The sequence below is a fragment of the Corynebacterium hesseae genome (assembly GCF_037850265.1).
Taxonomy (GTDB): domain Bacteria; phylum Actinomycetota; class Actinomycetes; order Mycobacteriales; family Mycobacteriaceae; genus Corynebacterium; species Corynebacterium hesseae.
The window spans coordinates 1,880,099-1,904,701 of the sequence record NZ_CP137211.1 but is presented as its reverse complement, the minus strand read 5'-3'; the positions used below and the strand labels follow the sequence as shown (position 1 = coordinate 1,904,701).

The 24,603-nt window shown below is 61.5% G+C and carries 20 protein-coding genes; 10 read left to right on the top strand and 10 right to left on the bottom strand.

The genetic code is table 11. The annotated features are described in order from the left end of the window. Positions 1–36 precede the first annotated feature (36 nt). The 5 genes from gcvH to sucB all read right to left on the bottom strand — a co-directional run bounded on the left by gcvH (position 37) and on the right by sucB (position 8,009). Entirely contained in the window at positions 37–429 is a 393-nt protein-coding gene (gene gcvH / locus R3O64_RS08885) for a glycine cleavage system protein GcvH (protein WP_070562740.1), read from the bottom strand. 42 nt (positions 430–471) lie between these two features. Next, positions 472–1,584 (bottom strand): glycine cleavage system aminomethyltransferase GcvT, encoded by a 1,113-nt coding sequence (gcvT, locus tag R3O64_RS08880; protein ID WP_339016714.1) that lies wholly within the window; start codon positions 1,582–1,584, stop codon positions 472–474. Between the two features lie 3 nt (positions 1,585–1,587). Then, a complete protein-coding gene (gcvP, locus tag R3O64_RS08875; protein WP_339016713.1) occupies positions 1,588–4,455 on the bottom strand; it encodes an aminomethyl-transferring glycine dehydrogenase in 2,868 nt (955 codons plus the stop codon). A gap of 72 nt (positions 4,456–4,527) precedes the next feature. Beyond that, positions 4,528–5,682 carry an MFS transporter gene (locus tag R3O64_RS08870; RefSeq protein ID WP_339016712.1) on the bottom strand — a complete coding sequence of 385 codons (1,155 nt, stop codon included), beginning with the start codon at positions 5,680–5,682 and terminating at the stop codon, positions 4,528–4,530. Positions 5,683–5,942: 260 nt separating this feature from the next. Then, positions 5,943–8,009 (bottom strand): 2-oxoglutarate dehydrogenase, E2 component, dihydrolipoamide succinyltransferase, encoded by a 2,067-nt coding sequence (gene sucB / locus R3O64_RS08865; protein ID WP_250224743.1) that lies wholly within the window; start codon positions 8,007–8,009, stop codon positions 5,943–5,945. A 148-nt stretch (positions 8,010–8,157) separates the two neighbouring features. On the opposite strand from sucB, the gene R3O64_RS08860 reads away from it, so the two are divergent. After that, a complete protein-coding gene (locus R3O64_RS08860; protein ID WP_070519782.1) occupies positions 8,158–8,556 on the top strand; it encodes an oxidoreductase in 399 nt (132 codons plus the stop codon). On the opposite strand, the gene R3O64_RS08855 is transcribed toward R3O64_RS08860, so the two are convergent. Then, positions 8,553–9,095: an isochorismatase family protein gene (locus tag R3O64_RS08855; RefSeq protein WP_070565428.1), complete on the bottom strand. Its 543-nt coding sequence runs from the start codon at positions 9,093–9,095 to the stop codon at positions 8,553–8,555. The genes R3O64_RS08860 and R3O64_RS08855 overlap by 4 nt on opposite strands. A 28-nt stretch (positions 9,096–9,123) precedes the next feature. Between R3O64_RS08855 and R3O64_RS08850 the strand changes: the two genes are divergently transcribed. After that, positions 9,124–10,398 (top strand): glutaminase, encoded by a 1,275-nt coding sequence (locus R3O64_RS08850; protein ID WP_339016711.1) that lies wholly within the window; start codon positions 9,124–9,126, stop codon positions 10,396–10,398. A gap of 52 nt (positions 10,399–10,450) precedes the next feature. On the opposite strand, the gene R3O64_RS08845 is transcribed toward R3O64_RS08850, so the two are convergent. Beyond that, positions 10,451–11,950 carry a leucyl aminopeptidase gene (locus R3O64_RS08845; RefSeq protein ID WP_339016710.1) on the bottom strand — a complete coding sequence of 500 codons (1,500 nt, stop codon included), beginning with the start codon at positions 11,948–11,950 and terminating at the stop codon, positions 10,451–10,453. 155 nt (positions 11,951–12,105) lie between these two features. Between R3O64_RS08845 and R3O64_RS08840 the strand changes: the two genes are divergently transcribed. Beyond that, positions 12,106–13,206: a branched-chain amino acid aminotransferase gene (locus tag R3O64_RS08840; RefSeq protein ID WP_070533369.1), complete on the top strand. Its 1,101-nt coding sequence runs from the start codon at positions 12,106–12,108 to the stop codon at positions 13,204–13,206. A 12-nt stretch (positions 13,207–13,218) separates the two neighbouring features. On the opposite strand, the gene R3O64_RS08835 is transcribed toward R3O64_RS08840, so the two are convergent. Both R3O64_RS08835 and R3O64_RS08830 read right to left on the bottom strand, forming a co-directional pair. Next, on the bottom strand, positions 13,219–14,136 hold the full coding sequence (locus R3O64_RS08835) for a nicotinate-nucleotide--dimethylbenzimidazole phosphoribosyltransferase (RefSeq protein WP_339016709.1): 918 nt from the start codon (positions 14,134–14,136) through the stop codon (positions 13,219–13,221). Between the two features lie 12 nt (positions 14,137–14,148). After that, on the bottom strand, positions 14,149–14,841 hold the full coding sequence (locus tag R3O64_RS08830) for a DUF3043 domain-containing protein (protein ID WP_339016708.1): 693 nt from the start codon (positions 14,839–14,841) through the stop codon (positions 14,149–14,151). A 167-nt stretch (positions 14,842–15,008) separates the two neighbouring features. Here R3O64_RS08830 and R3O64_RS08825 point away from each other — a divergent pair, with 167 nt between their 5' ends. Further along, positions 15,009–15,353 (top strand): HesB/IscA family protein, encoded by a 345-nt coding sequence (locus R3O64_RS08825; protein WP_070512402.1) that lies wholly within the window; start codon positions 15,009–15,011, stop codon positions 15,351–15,353. A gap of 133 nt (positions 15,354–15,486) precedes the next feature. Here R3O64_RS08825 and asnB read toward each other — a convergent pair whose 3' ends face one another. Then, a complete protein-coding gene (gene asnB, locus R3O64_RS08820) occupies positions 15,487–17,409 on the bottom strand; it encodes an asparagine synthase (glutamine-hydrolyzing) (protein ID WP_339016707.1) in 1,923 nt (640 codons plus the stop codon). A gap of 354 nt (positions 17,410–17,763) precedes the next feature. Here asnB and R3O64_RS08815 point away from each other — a divergent pair, with 354 nt between their 5' ends. From R3O64_RS08815 to R3O64_RS08790, 6 genes are all read left to right on the top strand, one after another. After that, positions 17,764–18,843, top strand: a complete 1,080-nt coding sequence (locus R3O64_RS08815) for a cytochrome c oxidase subunit II (RefSeq protein WP_070519800.1) — start codon at positions 17,764–17,766, stop codon at positions 18,841–18,843. Between the two features lie 19 nt (positions 18,844–18,862). Further along, positions 18,863–19,294 carry a cytochrome c oxidase subunit 4 gene (locus tag R3O64_RS08810; protein WP_070519802.1) on the top strand — a complete coding sequence of 144 codons (432 nt, stop codon included), beginning with the start codon at positions 18,863–18,865 and terminating at the stop codon, positions 19,292–19,294. 554 nt (positions 19,295–19,848) lie between these two features. Further along, positions 19,849–20,460, top strand: coding sequence for a cytochrome c oxidase subunit 3 (locus R3O64_RS08805; RefSeq protein ID WP_369815732.1), 612 nt, complete (start codon positions 19,849–19,851; stop codon positions 20,458–20,460). A gap of 67 nt (positions 20,461–20,527) precedes the next feature. Further along, positions 20,528–21,415: a c-type cytochrome gene (locus tag R3O64_RS08800; protein WP_070519807.1), complete on the top strand. Its 888-nt coding sequence runs from the start codon at positions 20,528–20,530 to the stop codon at positions 21,413–21,415. Beyond that, on the top strand, positions 21,412–22,632 hold the full coding sequence (locus tag R3O64_RS08795; protein WP_070623272.1) for a ubiquinol-cytochrome c reductase iron-sulfur subunit: 1,221 nt from the start codon (positions 21,412–21,414) through the stop codon (positions 22,630–22,632). The genes R3O64_RS08800 and R3O64_RS08795 overlap by 4 nt, the downstream gene beginning before the upstream one ends. Further along, positions 22,632–24,254 carry a cytochrome b gene (locus R3O64_RS08790; RefSeq protein WP_070561948.1) on the top strand — a complete coding sequence of 541 codons (1,623 nt, stop codon included), beginning with the start codon at positions 22,632–22,634 and terminating at the stop codon, positions 24,252–24,254. The genes R3O64_RS08795 and R3O64_RS08790 overlap by 1 nt, the downstream gene beginning before the upstream one ends. The last annotated feature ends 349 nt before the right edge of the window (positions 24,255–24,603 follow it).

The window sequence follows — 24,603 nt, the reverse complement described above, 5'->3', positions numbered from 1 at the left end:
AGACAAGGGCTGAATGCGTGCTGTTCAGGCGCAGATTTAGGCCACGCCGTTGGCGGAGGCGTACTCCTCAGCGGTCATCAGCTCGCCGGCTTCGGTGACCTCGACCTCGAAGAGCCAGCCCTCACCGAAGGGATCGTTGTTGATGACGGCGTAGTCATCGTGCACACCCTCGTTGACGGCGGTCACGGTACCGGTGACCGGGGAGTAGAGGTCAGACACGGACTTGGTGGACTCCACCTCGCCACAGGTCTCGCCGTGCTCGACGGTATCGCCCACGGCCGGCAGCTCGGCGAAGACGACCTCCCCCAGGCGGTCGGTGGCCACGGAGGTGATGCCGACGCGGACGGTGGAACCGACGACGGAATCAGCAGCTGCGTTAATCCACTCGTGGTCCTCGGAGTAAGAAAAATCGGAAGGAAGATTAGCCATGAGAAGGGATGTCCTTTCGGTAGATGGATTCAGTAGTGGAGTTTACTTCTCGCGCTTGTAGAAGGGCAGCGCGGACACTTCGAAGGGGTAGCGCTTGCCGCGGATGTCGATCTCCACGGCGTCGCCAGCCTCCAAGCCTGCGGCGGTATCGATGAGCGCGAGCGCGACAGGGTGGCCCAGGGTGGGGGAGGGCTGGCCGGAGGTCACCGTGCCCACCTTGTTCTCACCAACGAAGACCGCCGCTCCGGCGCGGGCGGCGCGGCGCTGCGAGGAAACCAGGCCGGTAATAACGGCCTGCGGGCCTTCTTCGGCGCGCTGGCGCAGCACCTTTGCACCCACGAAGTCCTGCTCCTTCTTGGCAAAGGCGCGGGACATACCGGCCTCGACCGGAGTGATGTCGCGGGTGAGCTCGTTGCCGTAGAGCGGCATGCCGGCCTCCAAGCGCAGCGAGTCGCGCGCAGCCAGGCCGCAAGGCTTAATACCGTATTCTTCGCCGGCCTTGAGCAGCTCTTCCCACAGCTCCGGGGCATCGGAGTTGTAGACGATGAGCTCGAAGCCGTCCTCGCCGGTGTAGCCGGTACGGCAGATGAAAGCGTACTTGCGCGCCACCTTGCCGGTCATTGCGGCATAGTAGGGCAGGTCCATCACGGCCTGCTGCTTGGTGTCCTCCACCAGCGGGACGAGAATCTCCAGCGCCTTCGGGCCCTGGACAGCAATCATGGCCACATCGCGGGACTCGTTCTTCAGGTCCACGTCGAAGCCCTCGGCGCGCTCGTTGAGAGCCTCCCACACGGTATCGGCGTTGCCAGCATTCGGCACGACGAGGAACTTGGTCTCCTCCAAGCGGTAGGTGATGAGGTCATCCATGATGCCGCCATCCTCGGCGCAGATCATGGAGTACTTTGCCTTGCCCACCTTGAGGGGAACCAAGTTGGAGATGAAGCAGTAGGACAGGAACTCGGCGGCGTCCGGGCCGTTGACCCAGATTTCACCCATGTGGGACAGGTCGAAGAGGCCGGCGGCTCCGCGCACCGCGCGGTGCTCCTCAAGCTCGTTGTCATATTTCAGCGGCATCTCCCACGGCCCGAAGGGCGTGAAAGTGGCGCCGAGCTTCTCGTGCTCAGCGTGCAGCGGGGAGTGCAGGTAGTCAGTCATTGATTAAACCTCCTGGTTGTCGTCGGAGTAGTCAAAAGCCTCTGGCGGCGGGCAGGTGCACACCAGGTTGCGGTCACCATAAGCCTCGTCGATGCGGCGCACCGGCGGGAAGTACTTGTTGGCGCGCAGCGAGGTCACCGGGTAGGCGGCCTGCTGGCGGGTGAAGGTGAAGTCCCACTCGTCGGCCGCGACGGATTCGGCGGTGAACGGAGCATGGTGGATGACGGAGTCCTCGTAGGCCACCTGGCCGTCGATGATCTCCTGGATTTCGGCGCGGATGGAGCGCATGGCCTCGATGAAGCGGTCCAGCTCACCCAGGTCTTCAGACTCGGTGGGCTCCACCATGAGGGTGCCGGCCACCGGGAAGGAGAGGGTCGGCGCGTGGAAGCCGTAGTCCACGAGGCGCTTGGCCACGTCAGCGGCGGTGACGCCGGAGGCGTCGGTCAGCTCGCGCAGGTCAAAGATGCACTCGTGAGCCACGAGGCCGGCATTGCCCGTGTAGAGCACAGGGAAGGAATCCTTCAGGCTCTGTGCCAGGTAGTTTGCGCCGAGGATGGCGTGGCTCGTGGCCTCCGTGAGTCCTTGGGCGCCAATCATGGCCAGGTAGGACCAGGAAATTGGCAGCACGCCGGCGGAACCGTAGCGCGATGCGGTGGACGGCACGCCGGTGGTCTCCGCAGTCGGTTGCGAGGGATCCAGTTTGGGGTCGTTGGCATCGGCCGGCAGGAAGGGCACCAAGTGCTTGGCGACGCCCACCGGGCCCACACCCGGGCCACCGCCGCCGTGCGGGATGGTGAAGGTCTTGTGCAGGTTCAGGTGGGACACATCGCCGCCGAAGGCACCCGGACGGGCCCAACCGGCTAGCGCGTTCATGTTGGCGCCGTCGATGTAGACCTGGCCGCCGGCCGCGTGGACCTTGTCGCAGACCTCGCGCACCTCGGGGTCGAAGACGCCGTGGGTGGAGGGGTAGGTAATCATGATGCCGGCGATGTGCTCGCCATGCTGCTCAATCTTGGCGTCGAGGTCGGCGAGGTCAATCGAGCCATCGTCGGCGGTCTTGACCACGACGACGCGCAGGTTGGCCAAGGTGGCTGAGGCCGCATTGGTGCCGTGCGCGGAGGCCGGGATGAGGATGACATCGCGGCCGTGATCGCCGTTGGCCACGTGGTAGTGGCGAATGGCCAGAAGGCCGGCCAGCTCGCCCTGGGAGCCGGCGTTGGGCTGGATGGAGACCTGGGCGTAGCCGGTAATCTCGGCGAGCCAGGACTCGAGTTCGTCGATCAGCGCGCGCCAGCCCGCGGTGGTCTCCTCCGGGGCATACGGGTGGATGCCGGCGAATTCCGGCCAGGAGATGGGCTCCATCGCGGCGGTGGGGTTGAGCTTCATCGTGCACGAGCCCAGAGGGATCATCGTGCGGTCCAGGGCCAGGTCCTTATCCGCCAAGGTGCGCAGGTAGCGCAGCATCTGGGTCTCGGAGTGGATGGAGTTGAAGATCTCGTGCTGCAGCGGGGCCTCGGCGCGCTGGACGGAGGACGGAATCTCGAAGGAGCCAGACGCGGCCGGCTCGGAGTTAGCGGAGGACTCGGCGCCGAAGGCGCCGGCGAGGATGTTGACATCCTCGTTGGTCGCGGATTCGCCGAAGGAGACCGAGATTTTGTCCGTGCCGATGGCGCGCACCAGGTAGCCCTGCTCCTGAAGCTGGGTCTTGATGGCGGCGGCATCCACGCCGGTGACGGTTACGGTGTCAAAGAACTCGCGGGAGGCAATCTTCTTGCCCGCGCCGGTGACTGCCGCAGCGAAAGCAGAAGCGCGGTCGTGGACGCGTTGCGCGATGGCCTTGAGGCCCTCAGGCCCGTGGTACACCGCGTACATGGAGGCCACGTTGGCCAGAAGTGCCTGGGCGGTGCAGATGTTGGAGGTCGCGCGCTCGCGGCGGATGTGCTGCTCACGAGTCTGCAGTGCGAGGCGGTAGGCGGGGCGGCCGGCGGCGTCCTTCGACACACCCACGATGCGGCCCGGCAGCTGGCGCTTGAGCTTGTCCGTAACAGACATGAAGGCCGCGTGCGGGCCGCCGAAGAAGAGCGGCACGCCGAAGCGCTGCGAGGAACCGAGGACCACGTCCGCGCCCATCTCACCGGGGGCTTCCAAGAGAAGCAGCGACAGGGGGTCAGCCACGACGGCGGCAAGAGCGCCGCGGGTGTGGAGCTCTTCGATGGCAGCGCGGGGGTCGACGATATCACCCTCGGTTCCGGTGTAAGCCAGAACGGCGCCGACGAGGTCTTCGCCGACGATGCCATCGCGGACATCAGCAATCTCGACCTCGAGCTCGATGGCTCGGGCACGCTCGGCAGCGACGGCGAGAACCTGCGGGTGAAGGCGGGAATCGAGCAGCACGCGGCGGCCCTTCTTCACCGCGCGGGCCATGAGGCCGACGGCTTCGGCGGTGGCGGAGGCTTCGTCGAGAAGCGAGGCGTTCGCGATGGGAAGACCGGTCAGGGACTCAATCATGGTCTGGAAATTGAGCAGGGCTTCGAGGCGGCCCTGGGAAATCTCCGGCTGGTAGGGCGTGTATGCGGTGTACCAGCCGGCATCCTCCAGCAGCCCGCGGCGGATGACCGCCGGGGTGAGGGTATCGGAATAACCCTGGCCGTAAAAGGACTTCAGCACGACGTTCTGGGAGGCGTACTCGCGGAGCTTCGCCTGCGCGTCATCTTCGCTCAAAGCCTCCGGGAGGTTCAGCGCCTCGGTGGCGCGGATGGAGGTGGGCAGGGCGGCATCGACGAGTGCCTCCACGCTGTCGTAGCCCACTGCCTTGAGCATCGTCTCACGCTCGGCCGCATCGGGGCCGAGGTGGCGAGAGATGAAATCCATGTGTTTTATCTCCTTTGTGGCGTTAGATTGTGTGACCTAAACTGCCCCAAGTATAAGGCGTAGGCCATGACATTAGCCCCGGTTACCCCTGACATGGAGGCGCAGCGCTACGGCGGTCGCTACCGCGACGGTGAGGCCGATGACGAAGGCCGTGGAATAGCCAACGGCAGGGCCCAAAAGTGACAGGATGAAAGGCGCAAAGAAACCCAGATAGGTCAGTGAATAAAACACCCCCGTCGCTGCGCCGAGCTCCTCTGCGTCGGCGATGGCTTGGGTCTCCGCGAGTCCGCTGAGCATGCCGATTCCATAGGAGCTGCCCATGATGATGGCCGCGATAGGCAGGAGAAAAACTGCCCAACCATGATGAGCCGCAGCGAGGACGGCGAGGCACAGTGCCATTCCTACTGCGGCCAGCGCCATGCCGTGGAACGAGGTCACGCGGATGCGGCCAGCCAGTTGCTGGATAACCACGCCGCTGCCCATGGTGAGAAGCGCGCACAGGCCGGCGACAAGAACGGGGTGGCGTAGGTGCTCGCTGAGCTGCGCGGGCAGGAATACGAAGGCGGTGGTGGCGGAGCCGAAGACCCATGGTGCGTAGGCCACTACCGGTAAGTAGCGGGGAGTAATCAGGCTGGTCGGGACAAAAGAATGGCGACTCGAAGCTGACTGTGTAGATCTCGGTTCCGGCACCGTCCACACGAGTGGGACTACGATGAGTGCTAGGCCGATATGCAAAAGATAAGGCACAACGGTGGGCCAGGGGAGGAACTCGGCGGCGATACCAGCCACGCCGGGTGCTGATGCGAAACCGGCCGACAGGGCTATGGAGGAACGCTTGGCCCCAACACTCAGGTGTGTGCTGAGCTCCTTGATCCAGGCTGCGCCGGAAGACATGGCGAGGCCCACGGCGGCACCGGCGCACAGGCGGCCGATCAACAAGGGGAAGAAGGCGCCGCCTGCGCCGCTAAGGAAAACGAGGGAACCGACGGTGGTGGTGAGGACAGCTGGGCGCATGATGGCGCGGCGCCCTAGCGAATCCGAAAGCGGACCACCGATGAATAGAGCGACCATGATGCCGAGGGCATAGATGCCAAAGAGGAAGGTTGTCTGCAGAACCCCCAGGTTGGTGGTGAGTTGGTAGACCACGACCATGGGGGCGAAGAGATTGGCGCCGCAGGCGACGAGGAACATACCGAGTGCGACGCGAAACCACTTTTGCGAAACCATGCAGCACAGTCTAGTGTGCTGAGTCACAGGTGTCGGGTCTTGGTGACAAGACGGATAAAGAAAACGCGCCTAACTGACAAAGTTGGCGCCGATCTCTGAGGATCTGAAGGAAACTTCGTCAGTTTTGGAGGGGTAGCGGTTCCTCTGAGCGATGTCACCGAGCTGTGTTTGTGGGATGGAGGAAAGCAGGGCGAAAACGACGAGGCTCCCCCGCCGCAGTGGCGGGGGAGCAAGCCTAGGGCTTAGAGGGCTTCGAAGCCTTAGAGGTCAAGGTCGGCTTCGAAATCTGCAGTTTCGAGGCGGTCCTTGATGGTCGTGATGAAGCGACCAGCGTCGGCACCGTCGACCACCTGGTGGTCGTAGGTGAACGGCAGGTAGCACATCTGGCGGATAGCGATGGCGTCCTGGCCGTCCTCGGTGACGACAACCGCGCGCTTGGTAATAGCGGCGGTGCCCAGGATGCCGGCCTGCGGCGGAACCAGAATCGGGGTATCCAGCAGGGCGCCCTCGGAGCCAATGTTGGTCACGGTGAAGGTTGCACCGGTCAAATCGTTCGGCTTGAGCTTGTTGTTGCGTGCCTTGTCAGCCAGCTCGGCGATCTTCTGAGCGATCTCCGGAAGCGTCAGCTCCTGAGCCTTGTGGATGACCGGGGTGAGCAGGCCCTTCGGGGTGTCTACGGCGATGGCCACGTTGACGTCAGCGTGGTAGGTCATCTCCTTGGTCTCCGGGTTGTAGGAAGCGTTGACGTTCGGGTGGGACACCAGTGCCTCAACGGTTGCCTTCACGATGAACGGCAGGAAGGAGAGGTTGGCCTCGTACTTGTCAATGAACGCCTGCTTGGACTGCTTGCGCATATCCCAGATGGCAGTCATATCGACTTCCTGGACGTGGGTCAGCTGAGCGGAGATCTGGAGGGCCTCAACCATCTTGGACGCCGTGATCTCGCGGATACGGTTGACCTTCTGGGTGGTGCCGATGAGCTCCTGCTTCTCCGGATCCACGGACTTGGTGGACCAGCGAGCACGCGGGCTGCTGGAAGCTGCCTTAGCGGAGGAAGCCGGTGCCTCACCCTCGCCAGCAGCGGCCAGCACGTCCTGCTTGCGGATGCGGCCGCCAACACCGGTGCCAGAGACGGTGGAGAGATCCACGCCGTGCTTCTCAGCCAGCTTGCGTACCAGCGGAGTGACGTACGGGACGTTGTCACCGTTATTGACCTTCGTAGAGGTCTCGGAAGCCTTCGGCTCAGCGGACGCGGCCGGCTTCTCGTCCTTCTTCTCAGCCTTGGCCTCGGACTTCTCCTCGGCCTTCTTGTCGGCCTTTTCCTCTGCCTTCGGCTCTTCCTTCTTCTCGGCCTTTTCTTCCTTGGCCGGGGCGGCGGAGCCGTCGCCGATGCGGGCGATGACGGCGCCGACGTCGACGGTGTCGTCTTCCTCGGCGAGGATTTCAACGAGGGTGCCGGCGACTGGGGACGGGATTTCGGTGTCGACCTTGTCGGTGGAGACCTCGAGGAGTGGTTCGTCGACCTCGACGGTGTCGCCGACGGACTTCAGCCACTGGGTGATGGTGCCCTCGGTGACGGACTCACCGAGTTCCGGCATCTCTACGTCGGTGGCATCACCAGAAGCAGCAGGAGCCTCGGACTTCTCCTCGGCCTTTTCCTCGGCCTTTTCCTCTGCCTTCGGCTCTTCCTTCTTCTCGGCCTTTTCTTCCTTGGCGGCAGGCTTCTCGGAAGCGGCGGCGGAGCCGTCGCCGATGCGGGCGATGACGGCGCCGACGTCGACGGTGTCGTCTTCCTCGGCGAGGATTTCAACGAGGGTGCCGGCGACTGGGGACGGGATTTCGGTGTCGACCTTGTCGGTGGAGACCTCGAGGAGTGGTTCGTCGACCTCGACGGTGTCGCCGACGGACTTCAGCCACTGGGTGATGGTGCCCTCGGTGACGGACTCACCGAGCTCCGGCATCTCTACGTCGGTGGCGTCACCAGAAGCAGCAGGGGCCTCGGACTCAGCGTCCTCAGCAGGCTTGTCCGGAGTCTCCTCGGCCTTCTCGGAGGAATCCTCCGACTCCTCAGCAGCCGGTGCGGACTCGCCCTCGTCACCGATGATGGCGATGACCTCGCCCACGTCTACGGTGTCATCTTCCTCTGCCTTGATTTCGAGGATGGTGCCGGCGACCGGGGACGGGATTTCGGTGTCGACCTTGTCGGTGGAGACCTCGAGCAAAGGCTCGTCGACCTCAACGGTGTCGCCGACGGACTTCAGCCACTGGGTAATCGTGCCTTCGGTTACAGATTCGCCCAGTTCGGGCATCACAACAGAGTGTGCCATAAGTATTAAGACTCCTCGAAAGTTGGAATTATTGAAACGCTAGTGTTCGATTCTACAGCGTGTTTATAAAAGGCGCGCACGGGTGGGGTGAATTAGGGCATCCTCCGCACGAAGGGGCTCAAGGATGCCTCCGGTAGGCTAAAGAGCCATGTTCAACCCCTTCCGCCGCAACAGCTCTAAGTCCCAGCTGCGCCCGCCCCGCGCACCGGGGGAGACGATTCGCGCAGAAGACGCCCGGGAGCTTCAAACCTGGGCACAGGGACGCGCATATATCGAGGCCTTCGTTGAGCCGGAAACCGTGGTCAACGAGATGTCCGTGGTCGTAGTTGATGAGAACGGCGCCTTCATCCGCCGCCGTATCGGCGGGCCGAAAGGGATCGATGCGGTAGCCAAGCTGCTTCGATGCGATGTCTATGACGTCGAGGAGACCGGCTATCCGCAGCGCATGCGCGAGCGCATTGAACGCGAGCGCATCCTGCGCAAGAGGGAAGAGCAACGTGAACGCCGCGAGCGCTTTGAGCAGCGCCAGCAGCAGAATAAGGACTAGTCCTTCACGATGGTTGCGCCCGCATCCGCGAGCTCGGCAAGCGCGGCGGCGCCACGGGACTCATCGACAGGCGCGCAGTAGTGTGCCAGAACGCGGACGGCGAAGCCTTCCTTAACTGCGTCGAGCGCCGTGGCCCGCACGCAGTGATCGGTGGCGATGCCAACGATGTCCACGGCGGTGATGTTGTGCTCACGCAACCAGTCTGCCAATGACACACCATCGGCCGCGCCTTCGAACCCGGAATACGCAGCGGTGTATTCGCCTTTGCGGAAGTAGGCTTGGGCGGCGCCGATGGATTCGTGCATGGCGGCACCAAATGAATCAGCAACGCAGTGCACTGGCCAGGAATCGACGAAGTCGGGCGATTCGGAGAAGTGGCTGCCCGGATCGATGTGCCAGTCCTGGGTAGCCACGACGGTGTCATAGCTGGGCTGAAGGGCGCCGATACGGTCAGCCACCTCGTTGCCTTTTTTGGTGGCAAGTGCGCCGCCAGGGCAGAAGTCATGTTGGACGTCAACGATGATGAGTGCAGGCTTCATACGCGGTAATTCTATAGGCTGGATGCCGATGAAATCACCGATTCCTTTTTATCTACAAAAAATCCTCGACCGCGTTCACGACCACGATTCCGGCGAGGTCGCGGACTATATCCCAGAGCTGGCCAGCGCAAACCCTGACCAACTCGGCGTAGCCCTGTGCTCTGTGACGGGGCACCTGTACAGCGCTGGCGATGCGGAGAACCGCTTTACCATCCAGTCCATCTCAAAGCCCTTCGTCTACGCGCTTGCTTTGAGTGAGTTGGGCTTAGATGCGGTGCGTGATGTCGTCGGCCTCGAGCCCTCTGGGCAGGCTTTCAACGAGCTTTCCCTAGCCAAAGACCACCGTCCGGTAAACCCGATGATTAACGCCGGCGCCATTGTGGTCAACCAGCTCATCAACGGTGTGGATTCCTCCGTGGAGGACCGCGTGGAAAAGATACGTAGCTTCGTCTCGCAGCTGGCGGGGCGCGAGGTAGACGTCGATAAGCGCCTGTGTGACTCCGAGCTCGAGCACGCCGAACGAAACCTTTCGCTCGCGCACATGCTGCGTTCTTATGAGATCATTCAGGACGATGCCCACGACGCAGTTCTGTCCTACACCTCGCAGTGCGCGCTGTCGGTCGACGTGCGTGACCTCGCCGTCATGACCGCGACCTTGGCCAATGGCGGGCGCCAGCCGGTGACGGGGGAGAAGATTCTGGACGCCGACGTGTGCCGCATGACCTTGGCAGTGATGAGTTCCTGTGGCATGTATGACGGCGCCGGGCGGTGGATGGCGGAAGTGGGAATCCCCGCTAAGTCGGGTGTGGCCGGCGGGCTCATTGGTACGCTGCCGGGGCAGATTGGTGTGGCGACGTTCTCGCCGCGCCTCGATGAACAGGGCAATAGCGTGCGCGGCACCGCGATTTTCCGCGAGCTTTCCTCGGACATGGGCCTGCACCTGATGTCCACGGAGAACCGCTTCGGCGTGCACCCGGTGCGCAGCGTCGATGAAGATGATGATACGGCCATCATCCGCCTGCAGGGCCACATCAATTTCACCGCTACGGAAGCCATCCTCCACGAGCTGGAGGAGCGCCAATTCTCTGGCAAGCGCCTAGCGCTGGACTTCTCGCAGGTTTCCGGCCTGCACACGGTGGGCCGGCGCATGCTCAAGGAAGGCCTGCGCCGGCTGCGTGAGGGCGGCAACGAGGTGGCGCTTGTCGACGATAACGGGGTCGTCACCGACCGCGCGATGTCCGACGGCACCGTCCTCCCGCTGGCGGACAAGGAGGACTACGTCATCGCCGGCGAAGAGGTGTGAGCGGCCTGAAGCCGCTCACACGAGGGGCCGAATTGAAGCCGCCCACACGAGATTAGGACTCGGAGATCTCGCGCAGCGTTGCCACCACGGTGCGCACCGGTATGCCGGTGGCGCGCTTCGGGGTGTAGCCGCGCGGAGCGGAACCGTTCCAGGAGGGGCCGGCGATATCGATGTGTGCCCACTCGATGCCTTCGCCTACGAACTGCTTTAGGTAGGTGCCGGCGAACTCCATGCCGCCCTCGCGCTTGGCGTTGATGTTGCGGATGTCTGCGGCCTGGGACTTAATCTCCTCGTCGTGCTCCTCCAGCAGCGGCATGGCCCACGCGTTTTCGCCCACCTCGCGGCCGATTTCGGCGATGCGATCGCGGAAGACCTCGGAGCCCATAACGCCCGCGGTGCGAGAGCCCAGCGCCACGATCTGTGCGCCCGTAAGAGTGGCGGTCTCGATGAGGTAGTCGGGCTTGTCCTCGCTGGCGCGCGCAATGGCGTCGGAAAGCACGAGGCGGCCCTCGGCGTCGGTGTTGAGCACCTCTGAGGTCAGGCCACCGTAGTGGGTAATGACATCGCCCGGGCGGGTGGCGCCAGAGCCCGGCATGTTCTCAGCCAGCGGCAGGGTAGCGGTGATCTGGACCGGCAGCTTTAGCTTGGCAGCCGCGATAATGGTGGCCGCCATGGCAGCCGAGCCACCCATGTCCGAGATCATGTCCCACATACCGTTGCCCGGCTTCAAGGAAATACCGCCGGTATCGAAGGTGATGCCCTTGCCCACAAGAGCCACGTGCTTCTTGGCCTTCTTGGGCTTCCAGCTCAGGCGCACCAGGCGCGGCGGGCGGGCCGAGCCCTTACCCACAGCCAAGATGCCACCGAAGCCCTGCTTTGCCAGCTGCTTTTCATCGAGCACCTCGACGTCAAGCCCGGCTTCCTTGGCCTGGCTGGAAATGATGGCGGCGTAGGACTCCGGGTAGAGCTCGTTCGCCGGGGTATTCACCAAGTCACGGGTGAACAAGACAGACTCTGCCACGGTGCGAGCGGCCTCGAACTCCTCGGAGGCGGACTTATCAGCCACGACGACGAAGGTTGCCGGCTGTTCCTTCTTAGTGAGCTCGGTGGAGCGGATGCCGCGGTAGGCGTAGCCGCCAAGGATGAGGCCTTCGACGGCGGCGCTCACACCGAAGTCCGCGAGGGTGGTCACGATGGTGCCCACGCCAGTCGTGGCACGGGCGGCGCTGCCCGCGGCGCGGCGCAGTGCTTCATCGTCGAGTTCCTCGACGCCGCCCAAACCCAGCGCGATGACCTGTGCGGCGCCCGCCTTCTGCGGGGCGGGGACCTTCACGATTTCCCCAGCCTTGCCCGTCGCCCCCACTGCGGTGAGGGCCTCATACGTCGAGCGCAGCGCCGAGGAGCCGAGCAGGGAGGTACCCGGCACCTCGAGCCCATCCTCGCCAGCAAAGGTTGCGATCAACAGGGCGTCCGCCTGCTTGGGGGCCTTCTTGGCCAGCTCAACGGTGGGGAAAGAGCCGCGTGCGGGCAATTCGAACGTGGTAGAAGCCACGATGTCCTCCTTGAGAAAAGTGACAATGGGATACTCCTCACACCCTACCCGTGTCCATGATGTGGGACGCGTCAGGGGCGATGCGCTCAAGGGGTGACTACGCCGCTAGGGCATTTCTGCATATCTATAGGTGTTGGGGGAGTACGCTATGAAACATGTTGAATTACACCGTGACGCGAACTGAAAACCCCACCTCCCCGGAGCGCCTGCAGGAGATTTTGGCTAACCCGGGCTTTGGCAAATACTTCACCGACCATATGGTGACGATTGACTGGACCGAGGACAAGGGATGGCACGACGCGCAGGTGCGCCCCTACGCGCCGTTCAGCATGGATCCAGCGTCCACCGTCTTCCATTACGGCCAGGCTATCTTCGAGGGCATCAAGGCCTACCGCCAGCCCGATGGCAGCATCGCCACTTTCCGCCCGGAGCAGAACGCGCAGCGTCTGCAGGCTTCCGCGGAGCGCATGGCCATGCCGCAGTTGCCGGAAGAGGAGTTCATTGAGTCGCTGCGCCAGCTTGTCGCCGTCGACCAGGCCTGGGTCCCCGAAGCCGGTGGCGAGGCTGCCCTGTACTTCCGCCCCTTCATGATCGCTACCGATGTGTCCCTGGGCGTGCACCCGGCGCACTCCTATCGCTATGTCGTCATTGCCTCCCCGGCCGGCGCGTATTTCTCCGGTGGTATCAAGCCGGTGTCCGTCTGGCTGTCCACCGACTATGTTCGCGCCGCCCCCGGCGGTACGGGTGCGGCCAAGTTCGCCGGCAACTACGCGGCCTCCCTGCTCGCTCAGGCGCAGGCAGCGGAAAAGGGCTGCGACCAGGTGGTGTGGCTGGACGCCATCGACCGCACCTACATCGAGGAGATGGGTGGCATGAACTTGGCCTTCGTCTACGGCGAAGAGGGCAACCAGACTCTGGTAACCCCGGCGTTGTCGGGATCGCTGCTTCCGGGCATTACCCGCAAGTCCCTGCTGCAGGTGGCCGAAGATATGGGCTTGAAGGTCGAAGAGCGTCGCATCACCTACAAGGAGTGGGAGCACGACGTTGCCTCCGGTGCGATGGTGGAGGCCTTTGCCTGCGGTACCGCTGCCGTCATTACCCCGGTGGGCCACGTCATGGGCACCGATACTGACTTCCACATCAACAACGATGAGGCAGGGGCCACGACGATGGCTTTGCGTGAGCGCCTCACCGGTATCCAGCGCGGGTCCGTTGAGGATACCCACGGCTGGCTGCACACGCTGGTGGAGGCTTAGAGCGCAATTCGCTTAGGCAAGCTCGGCGGCCAGCTGCACCAGCGGCAGGGCCGCGAGCGCGCCGAGGGGGAAACCTTCGCTTAGATTCAAATCGAGCAGCGGTTCAATCCCGAGCTCCTTGAGAGCGAGGGCATACGCCGGTTCGGGGGTCGTGCTTCCCGCGCGCAGCCAGCCTTTCACACCGGGGGCACTGCGCTCGGCGAGGACGGCGGCGGTGGCGGCCAGGGGGCCGTCGATAAGCACCGGCGTCCGCCGCGCCGTGGCTTGGGCGATGAAACCCACTAGTGCTGCCACACTCGGGGTGCCGATGGTCTGCACAACTTCCCAGCCCTCCAGGTTGCGGGCGCGGAACATGCAATCACGGACAATGCTCACTCGTGTCTTCCACTGTGCATCCGTAATACCGCTGGCGAGCGTATTCGTCCCCACGATGGCCACCGGTTCAGTGTGGGTAATCCGGCCCATAAGGCTTGCGGCGACGGTCGCGTCATCGATGCCACGAGCCGACGCTATGAGTAGATCCGAACCGGAATCGATCTCGCGATCTGCGGTGGCCATGCCCACATCGATGAAGGATTCGAACTCCGCAGGGGTCATGGCGGCGGAGGAGGCGCCAGGCTCAGGGCTGGTGGACTCTGCGCTGGTGCACTCGACGAAGTCTATGCCTGCCCCTGCGCGCTGCGCAGCGCTGAAGAGGTGATCGCGCCACCGTTCCTCATCAGCAGGGGATTGTTGCGTGAGCGCGCCGGAATCGGTCGTGTCCACCGCGATAGCGGGATTTCTGAGAAAGACAATGGCGCGAGGGCGCTGAAGGGGCTTAGCCTGCTGAGAATCCTGGGCTGCCGCCAACCACGCCGCAATCTCTGCCACGCGGTTTGGTTGTGCTGCGGTTGAAGGGCGAAGCTGGGGAACGGCGGTGAATTCAGGCATGTGTCCTCCGGTCTAGACGGTGGCTCCGCGCTCCACCTGCGGGCGCGGGGTGCGCCACTTACGCGGCTGGGAGGCGCGGGAGTACGCGTAGAAGCCTAGGCCAAAACCGGCCTCGGTGGTGCCGGGGAACTTGAGGCGTACGGCGTTATTGCACTTGCGCGCGAGCCAGAAGCCCTCGACCGCGAAGACCACGATGACCGCCATGGCGCCGATAGAAATGATCTGGGACAGGCGCGGATCCCGGGTGCTGACGAACATGAGCACCAGCAGCACGATGGCAAAAGGCATGACCCACTCGTTAATGAAGCGACGGGAATCTACCCAATCGCGCACGTAGCGGCGGACCTCGCCCTTATCGCGGGCGAGAAGGTAGCGCTCGTCGCCAGCGGCCATGCGCTCCTGTGCCACCTTGTTGCGCTCGCGGGATTCTTGGCGCTCCTTGCGCTTGTATTCCTTCCACTCCGCCTTGGACATGGAAGCCTTAAGCTCCTTGCGGTGCTGGTAGCGCTGCGCCTCCGACATTCCTCGGGGATCGCGCTTGACGCCGCGGGCGATTTCTTGCGCATCGCGCTTGGGCGTGGGCCGGCCCTTCGGCGGCGTGTAGCCCTTGCGGTGCGGTTTCTCGGCGGCGGGTTGCTCTTCCGGCGCCGGGGTTTGTTCGGCGGGTGAAGAGGTCTTGTCATCTTTTTGCCACGGAAGTTTCACGCTGTTTAGCGTACAAGGTCGCACGGACATACTGGGAATAGGCCCGCGGGAGCCGGCGTTGAGGAAGGGGAACACGACACTGTTCGACTGCGAGGCATCCTTTCTTCCTCTCCTGTGAGGGGGTAGGGTGGGCTCCAGAAAATTCCGTAAATATAAGAGGAGAAACCATGACCGCTCCCGCGTCTGCAACCGGAGTTATCCTGACCGAGGCCGCTGCTGCCAAGGCAAAGTCCTTGCTTGAGCAGGAAGGCCGCGATGATCTCTCGCTGCGCATCGCCGTCCAGCCGGGTGGCTGCGCTGGCCTGCGCTACCAGCTCTACTTCGATGACCGCACTCTGGATGGTGACAAGGTGGACACCATCGGCGGCGTTAACCTCGTCGTAGACAAGATGTCCATCCCGTACCTCACCGGTGCCAAGATTGATTTCTCCGACACCATTGAGGCACAGGGTTTTACCATCGATAACCCCAACGCTGGCGGTTCCTGCGCTTGCGGTGACTCCTTCAATTAAAGTCACATAGACGATATGCCGAAGCCCTCGCCATGTGGCGAGGGCTTCGCTTTTTATTCTTCAATCTTCTCGGTACCGGGTTCCCGGTACCGTTTCCTACTTCTGGAAGTTGGACAGAAGAGGGTGGGTGACTCTAGAGCTTCACGGGATAATCGCGCTGCTCAATCTTGGGGTCGATGCGCTCTTCCACGAAGATGCCGTGCCAGATCATGAAGGACAGAACCGTCCACAGGCGGCGCGAGTGATCGGATACTCCGTCGCGGTGTTCCTTGAGCATCTCCAGTACTTCCTTCTTGTTGAAGATGTCCTCGGTCTGGGACTCCGTGATCTGATCTTGGGCCCAACCGTAGAGTTCATCGCCGGCCAGCCAGTGGCGCATGGGAACTGGGAAGCCAAGCTTCTTGCGGTGCAGCACGTGCGGCGGGACGATCTGCTCCATGGCCTTGCGCAGCGCGTACTTGGTGGTGCCGTGCGAAATCTTGAGGTCATAGGGGATGGTCTCCGCGACCTTAAACACTTCCTTGTCAAGGAAGGGCACGCGCAGCTCGAGCGAGTTGGCCATGTTCATCTTGTCGGCCTTGACCAGGATATCGCCGCGCATCCACGTAAAGAGGTCGAGGTGCTGCATGCGGGCTACGGGGTCGAAGTCCTGAGACTGCGCATAAATCGGCGCGGTCACCTCGCGGTGGTCCCATTCCTGTTTAGCCCAGGGCAGGACGCGCTGGAGCTGCTCGAAGTTGAAGGAACGAGCATTTCCGTAGTAGCGCTCCTCCATGGTCATGGAACCGCGGTTGAGTAGGGACTTGCCCTTCATTCCTTCGGGGAGCACCTGCGAGAGCTTGCCCAAGCCGCGGCGCAGTGGGGAAGGAATCTTCTCAAACGGAGCCAGTGAGAGCGGTTCCTTGTAAATGGTGTAGCCACCAAAGAGCTCGTCTGCGCCTTCGCCGGAAAGTACCACCTTGACGTGTTTGCGGGCCTCCTGGGCAACGAAGTACAGCGGCACGAGGGAAGGATCGGCAACGGGATTGTCCAGGTACCACATGATCTTCGGGACGGCGTCGGCGTACTCCTCGGGGGAGACAATTTTGACGATGTGCTCCACACCGATTGCCTCGGCAGACTCGGCGGCGACATCCACCTCGGAATAGCCTTCCCGCTCGAAGCCAGTAGTGAAGGTGAGCAGGTTCGGATTGTGGCGCTTGGCCAAGGCCGCAATGGCAGTGGAGTCAATGCCGCCGGACAGGAAGGAACCTACGGTTACATCGGCACGCATGTGCTTCTCGACGCTATCCTCCAACGCCCGTGCAATCTTGTCGAAGAGCTTTTGCTCTTCGCCCTGCTTAACGGGCTGAATAGGGAAGCGAGGCTTGAAGTAGCGCTCGGACACGACTTTTTTGCCGGGACGAAGAGTAACGGTGCAACCCGACTCGACGCGGCGAATATTGGCGTGGAGGGATTCCGGTTCCGGCACGTACTGCAGGTCGGTGTAGTGCTCGATGGCGTGCTTATCAAGGCTGAGATCTAGACCTAGCGAATTGGCCATCGAGAGGATGCACTTCATCTCGGAGGCGAACACCGTGCCGGCAGCCGTGGTGGCGTAATAGAGGGGCTTGATGCCGAACTGGTCTCGAGCGGCAAACATCGTGCGCGTTTCGGTGTCCCAGATGACGAAACCAAACATGCCGCGTAGGTGCTCTACTACGTCCTTGCCCCAGTGGTGGTAGCCGACGACGATGGGCTCACCATCGCCCTCGGTGTTAAAGGTGTAGCCGGCGGCGATGAGCTCTTCGCGCAGCTCGACGTAGTTATAAATCTCGCCGTTGAAGGTGAGAGCGTAGCGCTGCGGGTTGTCTTCGGGACCCCAACGCAGCGGCTGGTGGGAGTGCTCGAGGTCGATGATGGACAGGCGGTTAAAACCAAAAGCCGCATCATCGTCATGCCAAGTACCAGCAGCGTCGGGGCCGCGATGGCGCATGCACTGGAGGGACTGCTCGAGTGCCTCCACGTGTTGGGCGGCGTTGCGATCGGCGCTGAGCAGCGCGCAGAGTCCGCACATAAACTTGCTTCTCCTTATATATCAAGGTCTATCCTCGACACACTTTACGGCTGGAGTTGGGCGATCTGCGAACCCCGCGCCGCGTTCCCCGTTAGGGTGCGAACTTTCGGATGATGTACAGCAGTATGCCTTGTGAATTGAGTCATAGGCGGAAGGGGGAGGGTGGGGTAGCTGGTGTGACCTTGCGCAGGTGGGCCGGTAACATCCCGTACGTTCACTATTTATAGAGCGGAACTAGCACCTGATCAGTCCAGCGAAAAGGTCTGAAATTCAGGCATGATCCTCTATCCTGATTGGGTAGGAATGCTCTGTGAGTATTCGAGAAGTTTGTGTGCACAGAAAGGCAGAACACACGTGGGACAGCGTAAGCAACGCAACCTCGGCCGTAAGGCAGGCCTGGCGGGCGTTATCGCTCTGGGCGGTCTAGCTCTGGCAGGTTGTGACGTCGCAGCGCCGACGGCCGTTGAAAATCTCCTAGGTATGGGTTGGCCGAAGGGTGTTACCCCTGAGGCTCACTCGATGTACAACTTCTGGATCTGGGTCTGGGTTGCTGCATGGATCATCGGCTTTATTATGTGGGGTCTCTTCCTCACTGCCATCTTCCGTTGGAGCGCGAAGAAGGCCGAGAAGGCTGGCAAGGGCGAGTTCCCGAAGCAGCTGCAGTACAACGTGCCGCTGGAGATGGCATTGACCATCATTCCGATCCTTATCATTATGGGCCTGTTCTTCTTCACGGTTCAGGCACAGCAGAAGGTTACGGCCTTGGATAAGAACCCTGAGGTCACCGTTGACGTGACTGCTTTCCAGTGGAACTGGAAGTTTGGTTACGCCGAGAACAAGGTTGATGGCGAGAATTACAATGGCGCCGATACTGAGCGCCAGAAGCTCGCTGAGGAATCTGCTGTGGATCCAGAGGGTACTGCGAACCCCAACCCGATTCACGGTAAGTCCATGGGTGACATTTCCTACCTCAACTTCAACAAGATTGAGACCGTCGGTACCACCGAAGAGGTTCCGGTTCTGGTTCTCCCGGTAGACACTCCGATTGAGTTCCGTCTTGCCTCCGGCGACGTTTCCCACGCATTCTGGGTTCCGGAGTTCCTGTTTAAGCGCGATGCCTACGCACACCCGGAGAAGAACTCCCAGGAGCGTCGCTTCCAGGTTGAGAAGATTGAGGAAAAGGGTGCCTTCGTCGGCCGCTGTGCTGAGATGTGCGGTACCTACCACTCCATGATGAACTTCGAGATCCGCACCGTTGACCGCGCGGACTTCAACGAGTACCTCAAGTTCCGCGAGGAGAATCCGCAGGCAACCAACGCCGAGGCCCTTGAGCACATTGGTGAAGAGCCTTACGCAGTTACCACCACTCCGTTCAACTCGCTGCGCGATACTCGCGATGCCGACAACTTCGTTGACACCTCGTCTGCGGCATAAGAAAAGGAACTGATACACAATGCGTGCAACATCTAAGGTCTTTTACTCAATTGCGACCTACCTCTTCGTGTCGCTCATCGTCTACATCATTGGTGTTAACTACGTCAAGGATGATGGCTACCTGTACGGCGCCGAGTGGGTCGGTATCGTTGGCATGCTCCTTGCCATGCTTCTCTGCATCATGCTGGGCGGCTACCTCCACTTCACCGATAACCGCGTTGACGTCACTCCGGAAGATTGGGAGGAAGCGGAGACTGAAGACGGAGCCGGTATTCTCGGCTTCTTCTCTCCGAGCTCCATTTGGCCGCTGTGCATGACCGGCTCCATCGCGGTGCTGGGTCTTGGCATCATCTTCCTCTACTTCTGGATGATCATCCTGGGTGCTGTCTTGCTCGTGACGTCCGTTACCGGCCTGTCCCTGCAGTACGGTCTTCCGAAGGAAAAGCACTAAGGCTTAGCCACTCCTGCCGCGCGACTTAGCGCCACGACTTCTCACGCCCCTGCCACGCAACGTGGCGGGGGCCTTGTCGATCTTCAGGGCGTCGTGAAGCGTTGTAAAAAGTTCCCGGAGGCCCCAAAAAATTTGTGTAGCCCGGCAGACTGGGGAAGGGCTTGGGGTACCAGGATGGCTGGGAGCAGGTCGGTCGTAGGAATTCCAGCACGTTAACGTGCGTTTTTACGGGGGTCATCCGAAAGTTGCAGTCCTGCACTTACGCGTCCGAGCGGGGGTGTGATTTATCTCATTAGGGCACGTCATGGGGAAGTAGCTCTGGCGGACGGGCTCCGGGTAGTTGACGTGCTTTGAATGCTTGCCGTCTTCGTTAGTACGTTGCACTACCTGCAGGGATGGGGCGTCGTAAAGCGCGGTGAAAAGTTCCCAACTATTTCCTGAATGATTTGAGGGCTCCGGACGAGCTGAAGATAGTGAAGGTCTATGCTCTGGCCTCAAAAACATCGGGGGGAAATGAGATGACTTATGCGGCTAGACCAGCCATACTGTTATGCGTGACGAGCGTAGTTTCTAACCAAGGTATGGCAGCACCACGTGTTGCCGCGCTGAACCGACCCAACATGGTCAGCGTTGGCACCATCGTGTTCCTGTCTCAGGAATTGATGTTCTTTGCTGGACTGTTCGCGATGTGGTTCACCTCGCGTGCGAACGGCCAGGAGGGTGACTGGGCTGAGCACACCGCGCACATCAACGTGCCGATGGGCTTCATCATTACGACAGTCCTGGTTCTTTCCTCCGTGACCTCTCAGTTCGGCGTGTTTGCAGCAGAAAGGGGTGACGTATACAAGCTCCGACTCTGGTACTCGGTGACCATCGCGTTGGGTGTTGTCTTCCTAGGCATCATGGCGTTCGAGTGGACAGAGTTGATCATGGCTGGTGTCACTGTTCAGTCCAGCGTGTTCGGTTCGGTCTTCTACATTCTGACCGGCTTCCACGCGGCTCACGTGACTGCGGGTCTGATTTCCTTCGGAATCATCTTGGCGCGCATCGCCCGCTCCAAGTTCACGCCTGCACAGGCCACCGCGGCAATGGCAGTGTCCTACTACTGGCACTTCGTTGACGTTGTGTGGATCGGCGTGTTCGTAGTCATCTACCTAGTTCAGTAGGCCGTAGTCGCCGGGGAGCAACCGGCCTACAGCCATTCATTTCCATGTACGAGTTATCTAAAGGAAAATGATGGATAACATCCAGCAGCCCGCCGCAGTGGAAGACACCACTGCCGCGGCTAAGAAGACCCGCCGTCGCCGCAAGGCGAAGCGCACGCTGGCTGGCGTCTTTGCGCTGAGCATCGGCCTTACCGGCGCTGGCGTCTTGGCTTCTGCCTTGACCCCTGACGCGCAGGTGGCTACAGCCGCAAAGGATGACCAGGCACTCGTTCAAGAGGGCAAGGACATCTACGAAGTCGCTTGTATTACCTGCCACGGCGCTAACCTGCAGGGCATCCAGGACCGCGGCCCGTCCCTCGTTGGCATTGGTGCCGGCTCCGTGTACTTCCAGGTTCACTCCGGCCGCATGCCGATGATGTCTAACGACGCTCAGGCTGAGCGCAAGACTCCGCGCTACACCGAGCAGCAAACCCTGGCGCTTGCCGCTTATGTTGCTGCCAACGGTGGCGGTGCCGATATCGTCTACAACGAGGACGGCTCCGTTGCGCAGGAATCCCTGCGCGGCGCTAACTACAACGGGCAGATTCAGGCAGAGGACGTAGCTAAGGGTTCCGAGCTCTTCCGCATGAACTGCGCGTCCTGCCACAACTTCACCGGCAAGGGCGGCGCGCTGTCCTCCGGTAAGTTTGCCCCGCCGCTGGCTCCGGCCAACGAGCAGGAGATCTACCAGGCAATGCTGACCGGTCCGCAGAACATGCCGAAGTTCTCTGACCGTCAGCTGACCGCAGACGAGAAGAAGGACATCATCGCCTACCTCAAGTCTGCAAAGGAAACCCCGTCCCCGGCCGGCTGGTCGCTCGGCGGTCTCGGCCCAGTGGCTGAGGGCCTGGCAATGTGGATCATCGGCATCAGCCTTCTGTGCGTTGCCGCTATGTGGATTGGATCTCGCTCATGAGCAACGTAAAGAAGAATTACTCTCGCAAAGAGCTCGATGCTATGAGCAACGACGAGCTCGCAGCGCTCGGCACCGAGCTTGACGACGTCACCGTCGCATTCCGCAAGGAACGCTTCCCGGTCGAGGGCGACCCCGCTGAGAAGCGCGCCGCCGGCAATGTCACCTTCTGGCTCATCGTTTCTGTACTGATGGGCATCGCCTTCCTTGGCGTTTACCTTTTCTGGCCGTGGCAGTACAAGATGCTGGGGGAGGACGGCCTGTGGTGGCACACGCTCTACACCCCGCTGCTGGGCCTGACTTCCGGCCTGTGCATTCTGGGCCTGGGCTTCGCCATTGTTCAGTACGTCAAGAAGATTCTCCCGGAGGAGATCTCAGTCCAGCGTCGCCACGACGGTCCTTCCGAAGAGGTTGACCGCCGCACGCTGACCGCGCTGCTTAATGATTCTTGGAACACGTCGACGCTGGGTCGCCGTTCCACCATCAAGGGTCTGCTCGGCGGCGCCGGCGTTCTGTTCGGCCTGACGGTTATTGCGCCGCTGGGTGGCGCCATCAATAACCCGTGGAAGAAGCGCCACGATCTGAACTATGCCGGCGACGGCACGTTGTGGACCTCCGGTTGGACCATGCATGAAAAGGGCGTCAAGCTCTACCTTGCTCGCGACACCGGTACTATTGCCGAGAAGCATGAAGGCGAATCCGGCACTCACTACACCACCCGCGGTGTTACCCGCCTGGTTCGTGTACGTCCGGAGGACCTTGCCGCCGGCGGAATGGAGACTGTCTTCCCGCTGGCTGCTGAGGATGTCAACGATGGTGCTGAGTACTCCGAGGACAAGGACGTCTACGAGAACCACATGCACTCCATCCATGGCAACCGTAACGCCGTGATGCTCATCCGCCTGCGCAACGACGACGCCAAGAAGGCCATCGAGCGCAAGGGCCAGGAGGACTTCCACTACGGCGATTACTACGCCTACTCCAAGATTTGTACCCACATTGGTTGCCCGACCTCGTTGTACGAGGCTCAGACCAACCGCATTCTCTGCCCGTGCCACCAGTCGCAGTTCGACGCTCTGCACTACGGCAAGCCGGTCTTCGGTCCGGCCGCCCGTGCACTGCCGCAGCTGCCGATTGACGTGGACGAAGAGGGCTACCTCGTTGCTAAGGGCAACTTCATCGAGCCCGTCGGACCTGCATTCTGGGAGCGTAAGTCATAATGAGTAACAAACTTGCACAGATGGGTAACAACATGGATGAGCGGTACTCCGCTGCCGGCGTCCTGCGTACCCAGCTCAACAAAGTCTTTCCCACTCACTGGTCCTTCATGCTCGGTGAGATGGCACTGTACAGCTTCATCATCTTGGTGCTGACCGGCATCTACTTGGCGCTGTTCTTCGACCCTTCCATCACGAAGGTCATTTACGACGGCGCTTACACCCCGCTCAACGGTGTGGAGATGTCGCGCGCCTATGCAACTGCGCTTGACCTCTCCTTCGAGGTTCGCGGTGGTCTGTTCGTGCGCCAGATGCACCACTGGGCAGCACTCATGTTCATGATGTCCATGATTGCCCACATGCTTCGCATCTTCTTCACCGGTGCGTTCCGTCGCCCGCGTGAGGCTAACTGGATTATCGGTTGCGCCTTGATTCTCTTGGGCATGATCGAGGGCTTCCTCGGTTACTCCCTTCCGGACGACCTCCTCTCCGGTGTCGGTCTGCGAATCATGTCCGCCATTATCCTGGGCCTGCCGATCATCGGCACCTGGCTGCACTGGGCCATCTTCGGTGGCGACTTCCCGTCCGACCTGATGCTGGATCGTTTCTACATCCTGCACGTGCTGGTTATCCCGGGCATCATTCTGGGCCTGATTGCAGCTCACCTCATCATGGTCTGGTTCCAGAAGCACACCCAGTTCCCTGGACCGGGCCGCGCTGAGAACAATGTTGTTGGCGTCCGCATTATGCCGGTCTTCGCCACCAAGGCCATTGGCATGGGCATGATGGTTGCCGGCGTGCTGGCACTCATCTCCGGTCTGATGACGATTAACTCCATCTGGAACCTTGGCCCGTACAACCCGTCTCAGGTTTCCGCTGGTTCCCAGCCGGATATTTACATGCTGTGGACTGACGGTGTTGCTCGTGTCATGCCGGCATGGGAGCTTTACATCGGCAACTACACGATTCCGTCCGCCTTCTGGGTTGCACTGCTCTGTGGCTTGATGGTTGTGTTGCTGTTTGCTTACCCGTTCATCGAAAAGAAGCTGACTGGTGACGACGCCCACCACAATCTCTTGCAGCGCCCGCGCGATGTCCCGGTTCGCTCCGCTATCGGCGCGGCTGCCATCACGTTCTTCCTTCTGGTGACGCTGTCCGGTGGTAACGACCACGTGGCTCACTTCTTCCAGATCTCCCTGAACGCGATGACCTGGGTTGGCCGTATCGGCCTCATCGTCCTGCCGCCGATCGCTTACTTCATGACCTACCGCATATGCGTTGGTCTGCAGCGCTCCGACCGTGAGGTCCTGGAGCACGGTATTGAGACTGGCGTTATCAAGCAGCTGCCGAATGGTGCCTTCATTGAGGTCCACCAGCCGCTTGGCCCGGTGGATGACCATGGCCACCCGATTCCGCTCGAGTACTCCGGTGCCGCGGTTCCGAAGCAGCTCAACCAGCTTGGTCTGGCTGACTCCGAGACGCAGGGCATCTTCTCTTCCGATGACCCGTCTATCGTCTCCCGCGTCAATGAGATTCGCCACGAGAACCACGCTGAGGAAGCGGAGATGTTCCGTCAGCTCAACGAGGCTAATCGCCGCGAAGACGAGGAGAACGGCCGCATCTAGCGCCTTCACTCGCTGAAACACGCTCACAAGAGCCCGTGCTCCTTTCCAATACGAGGAAAGGAACACGGGCTCTCAGCGTTTCTGTCTCCGCTTTGTAGCGCTGTGACGGGCGGGTAGGACGCAGCGGTGGGTCCTGTACCGGCAAAGCGGCCTAAAGCCTTGCCAGAGTTGGGTAGAGCGGCTGCGGTTGACTCTCCGTTAACTGTGAATCAACTTTGCCCCCTAATGTCACGCAAGGTGGCTGATCTCTGGTGGGGTGAGGAATAGTACTGGGGGTCGGTGGAGGAATCTGCTAAAAGTCCATAGCATTTCTTGATTCTTTGGTGGTGTTTTAGGAGTGCACTGTGGG